We start from the raw sequence: 550 nt of genomic DNA on the forward strand, positions 1-550 counted from the left end.
CCCATTCGGAAATCTCTGGATCAAAGCTCACTTACAGCTCCCCAAAGCATATCGGTGTTAGTCCCGTCCTTCGTCGGCTCCTAGTGCCAAGGCATCCACCGTGCGCCCTTCATAACTTAACCTAAATTTTGTTTTATCAGCTTCGAATCTCTTCGTCAGCTTCAGTCGTTCACATCCTCACGCACGCTAAGTGCGCTCCGGTGTTCACTCCTTCGCTTCCTCGACCTTCTCGCTGCTAAATCAAAATTTGATCACTTACTACTTAAGGTTTAAAACCTAAAATGGCGATACTCGGTAATTTCTTGACTATCAATTTATCTTTATCTAGTTTTCAAAGAACAAACACAACTTCTTATCTCGTTAGAGATAAAAAATGTTTTGATGGTTGAACCATCAAAACTGAACAAAACTTCGACGCGTCAAACGTTTAGTAAATCTTCCTTAGAAAGGAGGTGATCCAGCCGCACCTTCCGATACGGCTACCTTGTTACGACTTCACCCCAATCATCTGTCCCACCTTAGGCGGCTGGCTCCAAAAGGTTACCTCACC

General features: G+C 44.2%; 2 rRNA genes. Both read right to left on the reverse strand.

Annotated features, from left to right (window positions below):
- Positions 1 to 122: ribosomal RNA gene (locus FGG79_RS21330) — 23S ribosomal RNA — on the reverse strand; the annotation flags it as partial.
- 323 nt (positions 123 to 445) lie between these two features.
- Positions 446 to 550 (reverse strand): 16S ribosomal RNA (locus tag FGG79_RS21335); the annotation flags it as partial.

Source organism: Bacillus sp. BHET2, from assembly GCF_005938125.1.
Taxonomy (GTDB): domain Bacteria; phylum Bacillota; class Bacilli; order Bacillales; family Bacillaceae_B; genus Rossellomorea.